This window comes from Weissella tructae (assembly GCF_000732905.1).
In the GTDB taxonomy this organism is placed as follows: Bacteria; Bacillota; Bacilli; order Lactobacillales; family Lactobacillaceae; genus Weissella; species Weissella tructae.
The window spans coordinates 502500-520710 of sequence record NZ_CP007588.1; the positions used below are offsets into that span (position 1 = coordinate 502500).

Below are 18211 nucleotides of genomic sequence, written 5' to 3' on the forward strand. Positions count from 1 at the left end.
GAACATGGCACAACAAAACCACCGTGTTGGACGTTTAGAACAAGAAATTCAACGTGAAGTAAATGATATTCTATTGAAGAGTATTCGTGATCCTCGTGTGGAAGATGTAACAATCACTGGGGTACAAGTTACTGGTGACTTGCAACAAGCAACGATTTACTACAGCTTGTTGTCAGACCTTGCATCTGTGAACCAAAAGGCTGCTAAGGGGCTTGATGCTGCTAGCGGACTAATCCGTAAGGAACTTGGTTCACGTCTAACAATTTACAAGACGCCTGAATTGAAGTTCACTAAGGACGAATCAGTGCAATATGGTAACCATATTGATGATTTGTTACGTCAACTAAACAATAAGTAAATTTTAAAAGCGTTATTGCTCTTTTTTGAGAGCGATAACGCTTTTTTGTATGCATTGATTATTTGGTACGCGGGGCTTTTGATGATAAAATAGAGGATACTGTTAAAGACTGATAAGGAGAGTATCATGCGATTACGCCCATTAGAAAAAAGAGATTTACCGCATATCTATAAGCAAGAGAATGCGCGTCCAGTCATGGCTTTGTGGTTTGAAGAACCGTATACGTCATTTGACGAATTAGAATTACTTTATGATAAGCACGTGCTGGATCAATCCGAACGACGTTTTGTCATTGATATTGATGGTGAGTTCGCTGGTGTGGTCGAATTGATGTATATCGATTACTTACATCGTAATACAGAAATTCAAATTATCGTGGATACCCCTTATCAAGGCCAAGGAATTGCCCAAGCAGCACTTGAATCAGGAATTGAATATGCCTTTCAAGTAATTAACATGCATAAGGTCTATTTGTATGTGGATGTTAAAAACGAAGCAGCAATCCATATCTATAAGAAGGCTGGCTTTAGTTTAGAAGGTACTTTAAAAGAACATTTCTTTGCAGAAGGTCAATATCACGATAGTCATATGATGGGCTTGTTGTGTGCAGATTATCTAGCAAATAAAAAGTAGGAGTTAAATGATGGACGGAATTTTACCTGTATATAAAGAAACTGGCATGACATCGCATGATGTTGTGTTTAAATTACGTAAGATCTTGCACACTAAAAAAATAGGGCATGCAGGAACATTGGATCCAAGTGTAGATGGTGTATTACCTATTGCAATCGGTAAGGCAACGAAAACGATTGAGTTCCTACAAATGGGTGGAAAGACGTACACGGGTTCAGTGACATTTGGTTTTTCAACAACCACTGAAGACTTAGATGGTGAAATTGTGAGTTACGATCCATTGAAGACACCTTTTACAGAAGACAAAATTGCTGCGGCAATGGCTGATTTAGAAGGTGATATTATTCAAATTCCACCAATGTTTTCAGCGGTTAAAGTGAATGGTCGTCGTTTGTATGATTATGCGCGTGCGGGTGAAACGGTAGAACGTCCTAAGCGTCAAGCAACTATTTTCCACTTTAAGCGTACAAGTGAAATTTTATTTGATGAAGAAAAAGGGCTACAAACATTTAACTTTGAAGCCAAAGTTTCTAAAGGAACTTACATTCGTACATTAGCCGTAGACTTAGGTGAAGCACTAGGTGTACCAGCTGTTATGAGTCAATTAACGCGTCAATCAGCCGGTGGGTTTGAATTAGCTGAAAGTCACTCACTAGCAGATATCGCGGAAAAAATGGCAGAAGAAGAAACATTAGGCGACTGGTTAGCACCATTAAGCCAAGCTGTTGCACAATACCCAACCGTTGAACTTGACGCTGAAACATGGGCAAAGGCACAAAATGGTGTTGGGTTTGGTCGTGAAGTAGATGACACACAAGCTGAACGCTTAGTTGTAACCTTTGAGGGCGATGTGAAGTCTGTTTATACATGGTCTGATAGTAAGCAATTGTATCGACCATACCGAACATTTAAAATTAACTAATTGTCTACTGACTAGTGACAATGATGCAGTATGGGAGACAGGGAATCGTGGAAATAAAGGACGCCCGTTTAGCATTAGACGAGTTAGAATTTGGGAATACGTACATTGATTGCCATTTGACGTATTCTAACGATGCTTTACGCTTAGAGAATATCACGCTAAAACACTGTACTTTTGATCAAAGTGACTTTAGCCAAAGTGAATGGCAGGATTGTGTCATTTCGCAATGCGATTTTTCACAAGCTGATTTTAGTTCAGCCATTATCTACCGGACAACGTTCGACCATACAAAATTGATGGGCGCAAACTTTACGAAGAGTCGTTTGAACAATGTCCAAATTAAGAATTGTATGGCTGATTACGCCATTTTTGCAGAAGGGCAGTGGCAAGCTGTTACCTTTGATGATGTTCGTTTACGTGATACATCATTTCAAGCAACGAAGATTCGCCAAGGACTTATTTTTAAAGGATGTTTATTAGACGACGCTGATTTTTATGAGACTAGTCTGAAAGGTGTCGATTTTAGTCAAAGTGAGTTTTCATCATTACGGTTTTCAATGGAGCAAGCGCAAGGGGCAATCATGAGTGCCGAACAAGCAGTTCAAATTGCGCTAAATCATGGTATTAGCGTTCTATAAGCACCGTAAGAAAAACCTAGATTTATTATTAAAGTAAAAAGAAATGGAGAGTCTAATATGGAGATTGTACATTTACATCATCCAATTGATCATGACACAATCGCCAAAGAGCCTGTTGTATTAGCAATGGGTTTCTTTGACGGATTACATGCTGGACATCGTGAAGTATTAGCAGTTGCGAAAGCTAAAGCGGATGAATTAGGTGTGAAATTAGCTGTCCTAACATATGATCATCACGCCTCTGTTGTATTTAAGACTTACGATGCACCATTGCAGTATTTAACAACATTACCACGCAAGTTAGAATTGTTAGCTGAACTAGGGGTTGATAAAACCTATGTGATGAATTTTACGGCTAGTTATTCAGCACAAGCACCTCAAACATTCGTGGACAATTATATTGTTGGCTTAAATGCGCAAGTAGCGGTTGCGGGATTTGATCACACATATGGTCAAGTGGATGCTGACATGGCCCATTTGCCAATGTACAGTCATGGCCGCTTTGACGTCATTGAAATTCCAAAGGTGCTGAGTGACGGGCGTGAGAGCGCGTCTCGTGACGCACGTGCGATGTTAGATGAAGGTGACCTACCAACATTAAATACACTATTAACACGCCCATATCAAACATCTGGGACCGTTGTACATGGTGAAGCGCGTGGACGTGAGTTAGGTTTTCCTACTGCAAATATCGAAACACCTAATTTAGAACGTCTACCAATGGTCGGGGTATATGTTGTTCGATTACGTGTTGGAGATACTTGGTATCCTGGGATGGCATCAATTGGTTACAATGTGACATTTGGTGAAAATCGTCCGAAAACAGTTGAAATTAATATTTTAGATTTTAAGCAAAATATCTATGGTGAATCAGTTAATGTGGAATGGTTACAATATCTACGTGGTGAAGTGAAATTCACAACTGCGGAAAATTTGGTAACACAATTACACCAAGACGAAATCGATACACGTGCCTATTTTGCAAAACAATAAATGAAGGAGGTACTGTAAATGTCATTTGATGGTCTATTTACACATGCCATGGTTACCGAATTAAATGAAACACTGGCTGGTGGTCGAATCATGAAGATTCACCAACCATACCCGAATGAAGTGTTTTTGGTAATCCGAAACAATCGTAAGAACTATCCGGTATTGTTGAGTGCGCATCCGTCATTAGCACGTATGCAAATTTCAGAAATTAAATACAAGAACCCACAAACAGCACCAAACTTTGCAATGATGTTGCGTAAGCATCTTGAAGGGGCGCAATTACTACGTATTGAACAAGTCGAAAATGATCGAATTGTGCGTTTGGTAATTTCTGGTCGTAATGAAATGGGTGATGCTGAGAAAACTGTTTTGATTCTAGAAATGATGGGTCGTCATTCAAACTTATTCTTAGTTGATGGTGAATCAGACCGTATTATTGATTTGATTAAGCACGTCCCAGCAGACCAAAATCGTGTGCGTACACTAATGCCAGGTGGGCAATATATTTTACCACCAAAGCAAGATGTGATTAATCCATACACGGATCTAACTGGTTTGGCTAATTTAATTTTAGATATTCAAGATACTGAAGAATTAGCAAAAGCGATTCAAAAGCGTTTCCAAGGATTTGCCCGCGATTCAGCGTTAGAACTGGCGCATGTCGTGCAACAACCAGGTGATGCAATGGCGCACGCACAAGCGTGGTTAGCCAATTTTGAAACACCAGCGCCATTATTAATGACGGAAGCACAAAAGATGACTTTTGTGCCATTCAAGTGGCTAACAGTACCAGGGCAAGAACAAGCCTATCCAACACTAAGCGCACTTTTGGATGCCTATTTTGCTGGAAAGTCAGAACGTGATCGTGTTAACCAACAAGCTTCAAATGTGTTACGTGTTGTGCGTAATGAATTGAAGAAAAACATGACTAAGATGGCTAAACAACAAAAGGAATTAGATGCCGCTGCGGGTGCAGATGAGTTCAAGGTAAAGGGTGAGTTACTAACAACCTACATGCACCAAATTGAACGTGGGTCTACTAGTATTACATTACCTAATTACTACGAAGACAATGCGCCATTAGATATCGCATTGTCTAATCAATTAGGACCATCACAAAATGCGCAACGTTACTTCACGAAATACAATAAGCTAAAAGCATCTGTTAAGTTCTTAAATGAACAACGTGCGATTGCACAAACAGAAATTGATTATTTCGAGAATTTGTTAGCTCAAATTGAAATTGCCAGTCCAAAGGACGTTGAAGAAATTCGACAAGAATTGGTACAAGGTGGTTACTTACGTGAACAAACAAAGAAGAAGCAAAAGCCACAAACGAGTCAACCTGAAAAGTTTTACGCAACTGATGGAACAATGATTGAAGTGGGAAAGAATAACTTACAAAATGAGCGTCTTTCAATGAAAACATCTGCTAAGTCAGATATTTGGATGCACACAAAGGATATTCCAGGATCACACGTTATTATCCATTCTGATGCACCGAGTGATGACACCTTAACCGAAGGGGCTATGTTAGCAGCGTACTTCTCAAAAGCGCGTGAGTCTGCTCATGTACCAGTTGATTATTTGCCTGTTCGTCGTTTGCGTAAGCCAAACGGATCTAAGCCAGGATTTGTTATCTTTGAAGGACAAACAACTATCACCGTAACACCAACCTTGGCGGCAGTTGAACAATTACGTAAAAATAAGCCAGCTGAATAATTTGGAAGACTGAAATGACGACATTCATTTTAGTCTTTTTTTATACACCTGGATAAAATCTTTTGAGTTCTATATTTTTAAAGGGATTTACAGTATTGAGAAATGTCTAAGTAATCCTTATGTTTTCTATTAAAACGGTTTATTAGATGAAAATCTGATATTCTAAAGAAAGAAAGCGCATTCAGGAGGATGAAATATGATTCGTGAAATAGCTGTAGCGGATATTGAAACAATTCATAACGCAATTCAAGCGGGTGTTGAACGTGTGGAATTAAGTGCTGATCTATCAGTAGGTGGCGTCAGTCCAGATGAGGATACCGTGGCCGAAGCAGTAGGGCTAACGACGGCCGCTAACATTGACTTAGTGGTTATGGTTCGCCCTAGAGGTGGTGATTTTGTGTATACACATGACGAGATTACCGAAATGATTCAAACATTGAAGTTATATCGTTCATTAGGTGTGCACTATGTCACATTTGGTGCATTGGATGCTCAAGGGCATTTAGATCGATGTGCGATGGTGAAGCTATTAGAAGCAGCGAAACCAATGCAGGTTGTCTTTCATATGGCATTTGATGAAATACCACTTGATTATCGGGCACAAAGTCTTGAATGGTTAGCGCGCAATCATGTCATTCGCGTCTTAACACATGGTGGGCCATTAACAGATTCAATTGATATGTGTCTAGAATCATTAAAACAGACGATTGCTTGGACACCTGAAGGAATGGCTATCTTACCAGGTGGTGGCATTACATTTGTTAATGCAGTCGAAATTGCGTCCGAACTAGGTGTTGATGAAGTACACGGAAGTCGTATTGTATCTTTTTAATTTAATGGACGTTTTTAAAATTGATACGTAAAATAAATTGTTAATGACGTATCCTATTTGTTTTTATTTGTGTGTCGGTTTGTGGTATTATATTACACATGGGCAAGACGCCAAGAAAGTACGCAGAACACTTGCAGTACTAAAAATTAAAAGGAGATTATTTGATGACACTCGCGATCGTGACTGATTCAACTTCATATTTAACAGAAGACGAAGTTAAAAAGTTTAATATCAATGTGATGCCAATTCCTGTTATTATCGACAACAAGATGTATAAAGAAGGCGTTGATTTCACAACTGATGAATTTTATGACCTACTAGCCTCATCAGCTGAATTTCCTAAGACTTCTCAGCCGGCCACAGGGGAATGGTTAGAATTATTTGAACAACTAAAAGCCGATGGGTACGATGAAGCCTTGGTAATTAGTTTGTCATCAACAATTTCTGGAACCGTTAATACAGTTGCTAGTTTAGAAAATGCAATTGATGGATTTAAGGTTCACAGTTATGACTCAAAGTTAACAGTTCGTATTATGGGATTGTTGGTTTTGAAAGCTGCTCAAATGGCGGAAGCTGGGAAGAGCATGGACGAAATCTTAACAGTATTGAATCAATTAACACCAACAATTGATGAATACTTTGTGGTGGATGATTTGCAAAACTTGGCTCGTGGAGGGCGTTTGTCAAATGCATCTGCCATCCTAGGATCAATGTTACGTGTTAAGCCTATTTTGACATTTGATAATGAATCAAATTATATTGTGCCGTTTGAAAAAGTGCGTTCAATGAAGAAAGCGCTTGGACGTGCAGAAGATTTGTTTGTGCAAGCAAAAGAAGAAGCTGATTATCCATTACATGGCCTAGTAGTACATGGTAATAGCCTAGAAGCTGGAGAAAAGTTCCGTGATGCGATGCAAGAAAAGTATCCGGACGTACCATTTGACTTGTCTTACTTTGGACCAGTTATTGGGACTCACTTAGGTTCTGGTGCAATTGCTTTGGCTTGGATGCGTGAACCAGATTCATTGTAAAAAAAATTAAACATGATTTGCGCGTCAGCGCAGAAATGATGAGGGAAAAAGATATGGCAAAGGTTAAAATTGTTACAGATTCAGCTGCCTTGATTTCATCCGAAGAAGCTGAAAAGTTGGATATTACCGTTGTTCCACTAACAGTGATGGTGGATGGTAAAATTCATCAAGATAATGTCACGATTACACGTGAAGAATTTATGACGCAAATGGCTGCGGCAGACAACCTACCCACAACATCACAACCATCATTGGGTGTATTTACTGATGCTTATGAGAGTGTTGCTGGCGATGATATTGAAATCGTTTCAATTCATTTGAGCAAGGGATTGTCAGGAACAGCTAATGCGGCTGAACAAGCAGCACGTATGGTCAACGCAGATATCACAGTTGTGGATTCTGATTTTATTGACCGTGCGGAAGCTTTCCAAGTCCTAGCGGCTGCTGAAGTGGCTGCGAATGGTGGATCAAAGGAAGAAGTTCTAGCGGCCATTAAGGATGCGCATGATAAGACAGAATTGTACTTAACAATTGCTGATTTGCATAATTTGGTAGCCGGTGGTCGTTTATCAAAGACCGCAGGATTTGTTGCTGGATTGATTAACATTCAAATTGGTGCACACGTCGTAGAAGGAAACATCAACGTTGAAGTTAAGGGACGTGGTGCTAAGTCTACAAAGAAGTACTTGAATGGTGTGCTAGAAGAAATGAAGGCTGTTGAAGCTGGAATTAAAGCAGCACATATTTCACATGCAGATGCATTAGAAAAGGCAGACGCCTTTGCAGAAGAATTGAAGGCAGCTTTCCCTGATGCAACGATTACTGTTGGGCAAACATCACCAACAGTGTCAACGCACACAGGGCCTGGAGCGCTTGGATTTAGCTACATTACGAATTAATTTAGAATATCGTTGGAAACTAATACGTTTCTAACGATATTTTTTTATGGTCTTGTTATGGCAAGTGAATGTATTTTAATGCAAAATCAAGTTCTTTAAGATGGTGCATTAATTGGATTTGGTGATTGCCTGGAAAAGAGATGTCAAAAAAACGTGCAAGTTCTTAGGGGGAATAGGGTTACAACCTTGACATGGTTATAGTAAACGTTTACATTTATAGGTGTAGTAACCGTTATGATTTTAATTTAATGGATTAATGTCATACTGAAGGGGATTTTACTAGGAATAGGGGTAAAGGGAATGTCAGTAGTATCAGAATTGTATGAAGTTGTTGGGAAGAAACATGTTATCACAAATGCTGCGAAATCATTACGCTACCGTAAAGGGTATCGTTCAGGGAATGGTCCAGCATTAGCAGTTGTACAACCAGGGTCATTGATGGAACTGTGGCATGTACTAGAAATTCTACATGCAAATAACATTGTTATCATTATGCAAGCTGCCAATACAAGTTTGACAGAAGGATCTGTGCCAACTACTGGTTATGATCGTGAAGTTGTTGTGGTTAATGGTATCCGTATTAAGGGTGTTCAATTGATTAATGAAGGAGAGCAAGTACTAGCGTTCCCCGGAACAACTTTGTTTGCGCTTGAAAACACATTGAAGCCAATTGAACGTGAGCCACATTCAGTTATTGGATCTTCAACATTGGGTGCCACAGTTATTGGTGGAATTAACAATAATTCAGGTGGTGCCTTGGTTAATCGTGGACCTGCGTATACTGAATTATCACTATACGCACGTATCAACGAAGACAATGAATTGACACTAGTAAATCACTTGGGGATTGAATTGGGAAATACGCCTGAAGAGATTATTACGAATTTAGAAACAAGAAACTTCGATGTTGATGCAGTACCAGCTTCTGAACATGCAGCACACAACAAGTCATATCGTGAACGTGTTCGTGATGTTGATGCTGACTCACCTGCAAGTTATAACGCTGATCCTAATCAATTGTATGAAGTGTCTGGAGCATCTGGAAAGGTTGCGGCATTTGCGGTGCGTCTAGATACGTTCCAAAAAGAACCAGAATCTATGATGTTCTATATTGGAACCAATGATACGCATGTCTTAGAAGAAATTCGACGTCAAGCATTGAGTGAATTTGAGAATATGCCAGTGTCAGGTGAATACATGCACCGAGACGCATATGACATTGCAAAGAAGTATGGAAAAGACTCATTAGTGGTCATTGATAAGTTAGGAACGGATGCATTGCCATTTTTGTTTGGTATGAAAGCAACGGCAGAACGTATGCTAGACCATATTCCAGTGTTCAAGCCATATTTCCCAGACCGTTTGATGCAAAAGATGGGGGTTGTTATTCCAAATCAATTGCCTGAACAAATGGAAAATTATCGTGATCAATATGAACACCATTTGCAATTGAAGATGTCTGGAGCAGGGATTCAAGAAGCACGTGAATATTTGCAAATGTTGTTTGCAGAAGCAGAAGGTGATTACTTTGAATGTACACCTGCTGAAGAAAAGAAGGCTTCTTTGCACCGATTCGTGGCCGCTGGAGCAGCTATTCGATATCAAGAAGTGCATCAAACTGAAGTTGATGACTTGTTGGCATTAGACATCGCTTTGCGTCGAAATGATGATAATTGGTTCGAAGTATTACCAGAATCATTGGATAATAAAATCGAACATAAATTATACTACGGTCATTTCTTATCACACGTTATGCACCAGGATTACATCATTAAGAAGGGTGTTGACCCACACGAAGTCAAAGCAGAAATGTTAGAGATTCTTGATCAACGTGGCGCTATTTACCCTGCGGAACATAATGTTGGACATATGTACCATGCCGCGCCAACTTTGGTCGCGCATTACAAGAAGAATGATCCAACTAATAGTTTTAACCCAGGTGTGGGTAAGACAACAATGCATAAATATTGGCAAGAATTCTAAAATTGCAAGTATGTAACAGGCATTAAAGTGTGTTCGTAATGCACTAAAAAACCGTTAGAAACAATTGTTTCTAACGGTTTTTTTAATGGTTGTCCGATATAATCGTGCATAAATGCGAGAACACGATGCAAATATGGCGCCTAGTGGCTTTTTTAAGCGCAAAATGTGCTAAAATGGGTCAATACATTTGATTATAAGGGAGGCTCAGTATGCACCGTCCATTTTATAGCTGGTTGATGACAGAACAGAATCCAATTGCACAAACTGATGTGCAACAATTTGCAAATGGCGCATTCTATGACTTGCAATTTCCGAAGCAAAGTCAAGATTTCGATGAAATTTCGAATTACTTAGAGATTAACGCGCCTTATTTACACAGTATGACAACTTTCGATGAAGCTTGGGAAATGTACCAAGCTTCAGAAGGATAGGAAAGGACATAAACATGGCACAAATTATTCAATGGTATCCAGGTCACATGGCGAAAGCCTTTCGCTTAATGCGCGAAAACATGAAGCACGTTGATATTGTCTTCGAATTAGTCGATGCACGTATCCCAGTTTCATCACGTAATCCAGAATTAGATAAGGTTTTAGGTGATAAGCCACGTTTGATGATTATGACAAAAACTGACTTGGCAGATCCAGAACGTACAAATGAATGGTTACGTTACTTCCGTCAACAAGGGATGAATGTTGTGGCCCTAGATACACGTAATCACAAGACGCCACAAATGATTACTAAAGCAGCTCGTAATGTCTTAGCTGACAAGTGGGCTGCGTTGGCAGAAAAAGGGGTTAAGGATAAGTCAATTCGTGCATTAGTTGCTGGAATTCCTAACGTTGGAAAGTCAACGCTTTTGAACCACTTAGTAACAAAGAACGTTGCGATTACAGGGGACCGTCCTGGAGTTACAAAGAAGTTACAATGGTTGAAAACACCAACTAACTTAGAATTGCTAGACACACCTGGTGTGCTATGGCCAAAGTTTGAAGATAAGCGTGTGGGTCAACACCTAGCCATGACAGGAGCCATTAAGGATCAACTAGTTAATTTAGATGATATTGCATTGGTAACCCTTAAGTTTATGCGTGAATATAACCCACAAGCAATCGTGGAACGTTACCATTTACCTGAAGATGCATTTGAAACAATGTCAGATGTTGATGTGCTATTGTTGATTACAAAGAAGCTTGGTTTCAAGGATGATTACAATCGTGCAGCCGAACGTATGTTGATCGACTTACGTCGTGGTAAGCTTGGTCCATACACGGTTGAAGTACCATCTGATAATATTGGTGAGGTTCAAGAAGATGCCGAATGAAACAATTGCGAGTATTAAAGCGCAATTAGCGGCAGGAGCGTCACAAGAAGATTTAACACGTTGGCAAGCTGATACACGCCAAGGTGTGCAAAAGTTATTAGCCCAAGAAGCAAAAAGAGCAGCCAAAGCAAAAGCTGATACTGATGCTTTTAATGAGCGATTAAGCTTTGAACATGATGCCTGGGGACGTGGTTTAACCGTCGCTGGCGTAGACGAAGTGGGGCGTGGTCCACTTGCTGGTCCAGTTGTCGCATGTGCTGTTGTTATTGATGATTCGTTTGATTTGATTAGTGTGCATGATTCGAAACAATTGTCACAAGTAAAGCGCGAAGCATTAGATGCTGATATTAAATCGCAAGTTGTCGCATATGCGTTTAGTGTGATTGATGCTGACGTTATCGATGACGTTAATATTTATGAAGCAAGTCGGATTGCAATGAAAGAAGCAATTGAGAAATTGCCAACACAGCCAGACGAACTCTTGCTTGATGCGATGACGGTAGACTTACCACAACCACAAGAAAAGCTAATTAAAGGTGATGATCGTAGTATCAGTATTGGTGCTGCATCCATCTTAGCTAAAAATTATCGAGATGCGTTGATGACGGAATATGCTCAGAAATACCCTGGCTATGGTTTTGAAAATCATGCAGGGTATGGCACAAAACAGCATTTAACAGCGCTGGATGAATTAGGTGTCACACCAATTCATCGTAAAACGTTTAGTCCAGTCATGAAATATCTAAAATAATGCATATCCCAAAACACCAATTAGTCTATATCGAACTAATTGGTGTTTTATTTTGTACGTAGAGTGGATATATGGAGTGCGGGACTGAGGTTTGAATTTGATGATAGTATTTTTATCTGATTAATTATGTAATTGGTATATGTTATAATTGCTAACTTTCCATAATGTTTTTGTTTAAAAATTGTTGAACGTTTCAAAAATTTAAACTATAATAGTTTTAATTTATTGTCACTTACAATTAGTGGGGGAACTATGCGATTCAAAATGTATAAAGCAGGGAAAATATGGGTGTTTTCAGCAGCTGTCTTAGCGGGGCTTGCTGTTGTAGATGAAACAAATATGGTAATGGGAGCACAAATTAATATTGCTGGTACGCAAGAACTTTCAGCAACGAAATATTTAGTCGAAATCACTAAAGAAAATTTTAGTGATTATTTTGATATGAATGGATCCGCAACATATGATCAAGAATCAGGGATTGTAACGTTAACTGAAAAGAAACGAAAGCAAAGTGGAAATGTTAAATTAAAAGAACACTTTAATCCGAATGAAGATTTTCTATTACAGGGTGGCTTGAATTTAGGCGATAATTCCAATGGACAACCCATTAAAGGAAATGGATTAGAACGTGGTGGAGACGGAGTGGGATTTGTCTTTCATCCAGGTGACATTAACCAAGTTGGGAACGTGGGTGGTGCCATTGGTATTGGGGGTATTGTTGATGGATTTGGCTTCAAATTTGACACATATTGGAATGGAAATTCATCAGGAATTGCTGAAAAAGACCCTGAATTTTTAAAAGGAAAATCATTTGGTTCGTTTGTCTACAATGACGAAAATGTTCGAGCAATTACATGGGAAGATGAGAGTGAACCATGGTCAATGCCAAAACAAATTGATGAACCTAGTAACAATGAATTTAAGGATGTTGTCATTGATTACCGTGCTGCAACTGGAAATGTAAGTATTGTGTATGACGGCCAAGTGTGGACACGAACATTGCGAGATTTCTTAAATGACGATATGGGCCCAATTGCATTTGGTGTGGCTGGTTCAACTGGTACAGCAGTTAACCTACAGCAATTCAGATTAGACTCATTATCTTTTTATGAACTAGCTGAGAATCCAAAAATTCACCAAGTTGAATTGGAAGATACCGTAATGACTGGGACGGGCCATCCAGGCGATGAATTTGAAGTTAAAGATCAAAATGGAAATGTCATTGGTAGTGGCTTAATTAATAGTGATGGAACATGGGAGATTTCGGTTCCTAAGGATCATGTGATTAATCCGAATGATGATTATACTGTTTTTGCCAACAAACCAGGCGACAAAACCATTAAGCGTATTCCAGATACGACAACTGTGCCTAACAAAGTGATTACAGTGCCAACTATCCCTGTGGATGAAGATGGTAATGAAATTCCGGTACCAGATGGCATGGAGATGCCAAAGGTAGAAGGAAAGCCGGGAGATAAAAAGATTATTACGCCTGATGAAGTGCCTGATATTCCTGGATATGAAAAGCCAAAGGAACCAATCGAAGTTGTGATTCCAGATGACGGCGCATCAATTGAAATTCCATACGAAAAGCTAACAGAACCAAAGCCAGACCCACAACCAGAAAAGAAGGAAGTTCCGACAATTCCGGTAGATGAAGACGGAAACAAGATTTCCGTACCAGATGGTGTGGAAATGCCAAAGGTAGAAGGAAAGCCAGGAGACAAGAAGGTTATCACACCAGACGAATTACCTGATATTCCTGGATATGAAAAGCCAAAGGAACCAATCGAAGTTGTGATACCGGATGATGGCGCATCAATTGAAATTCCATACGAGAAGCTACTAGAGCCAAAGCCTGAACCAGAACCAGAAAAGAAGGAAGTTCCGACAATTCCGGTAGATGAAGACGGAAACAAGATTTTGGTACCAGATGGTGTGGAACTGCCAAAGGTAGAAGGAAAGCCGGGAGATAAAAAGATTATTACGCCGGATGAAGTTCCTGATATTCCTGGATATGAAAAGCCAAAGGAACCAATCGAAGTTGTGATCCCAGATGATGGCTCACCAATCGAAATTCCTTACGAGAAACTACCAGATCCAAAGCCTGAACCACAACCAGAAAAGAAGGAAGTTCCGACAATTCCGGTAGATGAAGATGGTAATAAGATTCCAGTTCCAGATGGCGTAGAAATGCCAAAGGCGGAAGGAAAACCAGGAGATACGAAGGTGATTACGCCAGACGAATTGCCGGATATCCCTGGATACGAGAAACCAAAGGAATCAATCGAAGTTGTGATTCCAGATGATGGATCACCAATCGAAATTCCGTACGAAAAGCTACCAGATCTAAAGCCTGAACCAACGCCAAAGCCAGATCCAGACCCACAACCAGAAAAGAAGGAAGTACCAACGATTCCGGTAGATGAAGATGGTAATAAGATTCCAGTTCCAGATGGCGTAGAAATGCCAAAGGCGGAAGGAAAGCCAGGAGATAAGAAGGTGATTACGCCAGACGAATTGCCGGATATCCCTGGATACGAGAAGCCAAAGGAACCAATCGAAGTCGTGATTCCAGATGATGGTTCACCAATCGAAATTCCATACGAAAAGCTACCGGATCCAAATCCTGAACCAAAACCAGATCCACAACCAGAAAAGAAGGAAGTACCAACAATTCCGGTTGATAAGGATGGAAACAAGATTCCGGTGCCAGATGGTGTGGAAATGCCGAAGGTGGAAGGAAAGCCAGGAGATAAGAAGGTTATTACACCAGACGAACTACCTGATATTCCTGGATACGAAAAGCCAAAGGAACCAATCGAAGTTGTGATTCCAGATGATGGCTCACCGATCGAAATTCCATACGAGAAGCAACCAGATCCAAAGCCTGAACCAACGCCAGATCCACAACCTGAAGAAGGCAAGACACCAACAATTCCGGTTGATAAGGACGGAAACAAGATTCCAGTACCAGATGGTGTGGAAATGCCAAAGGTGGAAGGAAACCCAGGAGATAAGAAGGTTATTACACCAGACGAATTGCCTGATATCCCTGGATACGAGAAGCCAAAGGAACCAATCGAAGTTGTGATTCCAGATGATGGCTCACCGATCGCAATTCCATACGAGAAGCTACCAGATCCAAAGCCTGAACCACAACCAGAAAAGAAGGAAGTGCCGACAATTCCGGTTGATAAGGATGGAAATAAGATTCTGGCACCAGATGGTGTGGAAATGCCAAAGGTGGAAGGAAAGTCAGGCGATAAGAAGGTTATCACACCAGACGAATTGCCTGATGTTCCTGGATACGAAAAGCCAAAGGAACCGATTGAAGTTGTGATGCCAGATGATGGATCACCAATCGAAATTCCGTACGAGAAGCTACCAAAGCCTGACCCACAACCAGAAAAGAAGGAAGTGCCAACAGTTCCGGTTGATAAGGATGGTAATAAGGTTCCGGTACCAGATGGCGTAGAAATGCCAAAGGTGGAAGGAAAGTCAGGCGATAAGAAGGTTATCACACCAGATGAATTGCCTGATATTCCTGGATACGAAAAGCCAAAGGAACCAATCGAAATTGTGATTCCAGATGATGGATCACCAATCGAAATTCCATACACTGAAAAGAAGACACCTTCAGTTCCAGTAGATAAGGAAACAGGTAAGGAAATCAAGTTGCCAGAAGGTGAAAAGATGCCTGAAGTACCTGGAAAGCCAGGAGACGTTGTAGAAATTGACATCAACGACTTGCCTGACATTCCTGGATACGACAAGCCAACACCAGACGAAAACGGAAAGATCAAGATTACTGTTCCTGAAGAAGGAAAGTCAGTCGAAATTCCATATACTGAAAAGAAGACACCTTCTGTTCCAGTAGATGAAAAGACGGGTGAAGAAATTAAGTTACCAGAAGGTGAAAAGATGCCTGAAGTACCTGGGAACCCAGGGGAAGAAGTTGAAATTGACATCAACGACTTGCCTGACATTCCTGGATATGACAAGCCAACACCAGACGAAAACGGAAAGATTAAGGTTCAAATTCCTAAGGATGGTGGACCAGTTCAAATTCCATATACTGAAAAGAAGACACCTTCAGTTCCGGTAGATAAGGAAACAGGTAAGGAAATCAAGTTGCCAGAAGGTGAAAAGATGCCTGAAGTACCTGGAAAGCCAGGAGACGTTGTAGAAATTGACATCAACGACTTGCCTGATATTCCTGGATACGACAAGCCAACACCAGACGAAAACGGAAAGATTAAGATTACTGTTCCTGAAGAAGGAAAGTCAGTCGAAATTCCATACACTGAAAAGAAGACACCTTCAGTTCCGGTAGATAAGGAAACAGGTAAGGAAATCAAGTTGCCAGAAGGTGAAAAGATGCCTGAAGTACCTGGAAAGCCAGGAGACGTTGTAGAAATTGATATCAACGACTTGCCTGATATTCCTGGATACGACAAGCCAACACCAGATGAAAATGGAAAGATCAAGATTACTGTTCCTGAAGAAGGAAAGTCAGTCGAAATTCCATACACTGAAAAGAAGACACCTTCAGTTCCGGTAGATAAGGAAACAGGTAAGGAAATCAAGTTGCCAGAAGGTGAAAAGATGCCTGAAGTACCTGGAAAGCCAGGAGACGTTGTAGAAATTGACATCAACGACTTGCCTGACATTCCTGGATACGACAAGCCAACACCAGACGAAAACGGAAAGATCAAGATTACTGTTCCTGAAGAAGGAAAGTCAATCGAAATTCCATACACTGAAAAGAAGACACCTTCAGTTCCGGTAGATAAGGAAACAGGTAAGGAAATCAAGTTGCCAGAAGGTGAAAAGATGCCTGAAGTACCTGGAAAGCCAGGAGACGTTGTAGAAATTGACATCAACGACTTGCCTGACATTCCTGGATACGACAAGCCAACACCAGACGAAAACGGAAAGATCAAGATTACTGTTCCTGAAGAAGGAAAGTCAATCGAAATTCCATATACTGAAAAGAAGACACCTTCACGTCCAGTGGACAAGAATACAGGTAAGGAAATCAAGACTGATAAGAGTTTCCCAAGTATCAAGGGTAAGCCTGGAGACATGGTAGAAATCGATATCAATGATTTGCCTGATATCCCTGGATTCTCAAAGCCAAAGGCTGACAAGAATGGTAAGATTAAGGTTCAAATTCCTGAAGATGGAAAGCCAGTTGAAATTCCATATCAACCAGATACACAAAGCCGTCCTGTAGATAAGAACACAGGTAAGGAAATTAAGACAGATAAGAATTTCCCAACTATTAAGGGACACCCAGGCGATGTTGTAGAAGTTGATGTAAATGATTTGCCAGAAATCCCTGGTTACAACAAGCCAAAGGGAGATAAGAACGGTAAGATTAAGGTTACTATTCCTGAAAACGGAATGATTGACTTTGGTTACACACCAATTGAAGCTGGTAAGCCTGGTCAACCAGAACAAAACAATAATGGTTCAAAGAACACACCTGAAAACAAGACTCCTGAAAAGGGTAAGTCAAAGGGTGAAGCATCATATCCAAATACAGGATCAGAAACTAACGTACTTGTTTCAGCTCTTGGTGCGGCGATGTTAGCTTTGACAGGATTATTTGCCGGATTAACAAAGCTTCGCAAGAAGTAATATAATTGTTTGAATCCACAATTATAGACGAATAGAAAACACGCCTAGAAACGTTTAATTTGTTTCTAGGCGTGTTTTTTTAGTTTGGGAGCAGGCAAACTCGTGTCTTTTGAACTGGAATGCTGTTATTAGACGCATGATGATAATGGGACAAAACGGTATTTATGGTGCCTTTGGATAGGAAACACTTGTTTTTTTAATTTTAATATATATTATATTGTGAATAATTACGATTAAAAAAATTGGTATATATCTATATTTTGTGATTTTAATTTAATTAAATAAATATTTTTATTAAAGGACATTAAGTTTATATAATACGTAAAAAGTAGTTTTGTTATTCAGCCTAATGTCCTTTTTTGTATATTGTTTATTATACTAAATGTTTTTCAAATAATTTTTAATGTATTTTATATGAAATGGTTTTAATTTAGCTTTAATATTCAGCCCATATGGTACCTATATTATAACTTTATGAG

At 39.9% G+C, this 18211-nt stretch carries 14 protein-coding genes; all 14 read left to right on the forward strand.

The window, feature by feature from the left end; translation table 11 throughout:
* The first annotated feature begins 4 nt into the window (after window positions 1-4).
* On the forward strand, window positions 5-358 hold the full coding sequence (gene rbfA, locus WS08_RS02500; protein ID WP_038528173.1) for a 30S ribosome-binding factor RbfA: 354 nt from the start codon (window positions 5-7) through the stop codon (window positions 356-358).
* 126 nt (window positions 359-484) lie between these two features.
* On the forward strand, window positions 485-991 hold the full coding sequence (locus WS08_RS02505) for a GNAT family N-acetyltransferase (RefSeq protein ID WP_009765463.1): 507 nt from the start codon (window positions 485-487) through the stop codon (window positions 989-991).
* Window positions 992-1001: 10 nt separating this feature from the next.
* On the forward strand, window positions 1002-1913 hold the full coding sequence (gene truB / locus WS08_RS02510) for a tRNA pseudouridine(55) synthase TruB (protein WP_009765462.1): 912 nt from the start codon (window positions 1002-1004) through the stop codon (window positions 1911-1913).
* A 47-nt stretch (window positions 1914-1960) separates the two neighbouring features.
* Entirely contained in the window at window positions 1961-2551 is a 591-nt protein-coding gene (locus tag WS08_RS02515; RefSeq protein ID WP_009765461.1) for a pentapeptide repeat-containing protein, read from the forward strand.
* Window positions 2552-2608: 57 nt separating this feature from the next.
* Window positions 2609-3544 (forward strand): riboflavin biosynthesis protein RibF, encoded by a 936-nt coding sequence (gene ribF / locus WS08_RS02520; RefSeq protein ID WP_009765460.1) that lies wholly within the window; start codon window positions 2609-2611, stop codon window positions 3542-3544.
* A gap of 18 nt (window positions 3545-3562) precedes the next feature.
* Window positions 3563-5266 carry an NFACT RNA binding domain-containing protein gene (locus tag WS08_RS02525; protein ID WP_009765459.1) on the forward strand — a complete coding sequence of 568 codons (1704 nt, stop codon included), beginning with the start codon at window positions 3563-3565 and terminating at the stop codon, window positions 5264-5266.
* A 196-nt stretch (window positions 5267-5462) separates the two neighbouring features.
* A complete protein-coding gene (locus tag WS08_RS02530; protein ID WP_009765458.1) occupies window positions 5463-6098 on the forward strand; it encodes a copper homeostasis protein CutC in 636 nt (211 codons plus the stop codon).
* Window positions 6099-6262: 164 nt separating this feature from the next.
* A complete protein-coding gene (locus tag WS08_RS02535) occupies window positions 6263-7129 on the forward strand; it encodes a DegV family protein (protein ID WP_009765457.1) in 867 nt (288 codons plus the stop codon).
* 53 nt (window positions 7130-7182) lie between these two features.
* Window positions 7183-8028, forward strand: a complete 846-nt coding sequence (locus WS08_RS02540) for a DegV family protein (protein WP_009765456.1) — start codon at window positions 7183-7185, stop codon at window positions 8026-8028.
* 300 nt (window positions 8029-8328) lie between these two features.
* Window positions 8329-10011, forward strand: coding sequence for a D-lactate dehydrogenase (dld, locus tag WS08_RS02545; RefSeq protein ID WP_009765455.1), 1683 nt, complete (start codon window positions 8329-8331; stop codon window positions 10009-10011).
* A 209-nt stretch (window positions 10012-10220) separates the two neighbouring features.
* Window positions 10221-10442, forward strand: a complete 222-nt coding sequence (locus WS08_RS02550; protein WP_009765454.1) for a YozE family protein — start codon at window positions 10221-10223, stop codon at window positions 10440-10442.
* A 14-nt stretch (window positions 10443-10456) separates the two neighbouring features.
* Window positions 10457-11335 (forward strand): ribosome biogenesis GTPase YlqF, encoded by an 879-nt coding sequence (gene ylqF / locus WS08_RS02555; RefSeq protein ID WP_009765453.1) that lies wholly within the window; start codon window positions 10457-10459, stop codon window positions 11333-11335.
* Window positions 11325-12086 carry a ribonuclease HII gene (locus WS08_RS02560; protein WP_009765452.1) on the forward strand — a complete coding sequence of 254 codons (762 nt, stop codon included), beginning with the start codon at window positions 11325-11327 and terminating at the stop codon, window positions 12084-12086. Before ylqF ends, WS08_RS02560 begins: the two co-directional genes overlap by 11 nt.
* Before the next feature lie 252 nt (window positions 12087-12338).
* The gene (locus WS08_RS02565; protein WP_038566635.1) at window positions 12339-17732 is read left to right on the forward strand and encodes a DUF5978 domain-containing protein; all 5394 of its coding nucleotides are present in this window, start codon (window positions 12339-12341) and stop codon (window positions 17730-17732) included.
* The last annotated feature ends 479 nt before the right edge of the window (window positions 17733-18211 follow it).